General features: G+C 75.1%; 1 protein-coding gene. It reads left to right on the forward strand.

The genetic code is table 11. The features are described 5' to 3' along the window. The coding region (locus DT057_RS35300) for a calcium-binding protein (RefSeq protein ID WP_162501641.1) at positions 1-341 on the forward strand (341 nt) is incomplete at both ends.

Raw genomic sequence — 341 nt, forward strand, 5'->3', positions numbered from 1 at the left:
CAGGACGGGGACGACCGCGTCGAGGGCGGCGCGGGCGACGACTTCGTGTCGGGCGATTTCGGCCGGGACCTCGTGCAGGGCGGGGCCGGCAACGACGCCGTCTACGGCGACGACGACGACGACGGCGTCTTCGGCGGCGACGGCAACGACGCGGTGCTGGGCGGCACCGGCAACGATCTCGTCAGCGGCGACGCGGGCGACGACCAGGTGTTCGGCGAGCAGGGCGACGACCAGCTCTTCGGCGGCGCCGGCCGGGACTACCTGTCGGGGGGCGCGGGCGCCGACCTGCTGTTCGGGGGCGAGGACGGCGACGCGCTGTTCGGCAATGCGGGCGACGACAC

The organism is Methylobacterium crusticola, assembly GCF_003574465.1.
Lineage (GTDB): Bacteria > Pseudomonadota > Alphaproteobacteria > Rhizobiales > Beijerinckiaceae > Methylobacterium > Methylobacterium crusticola.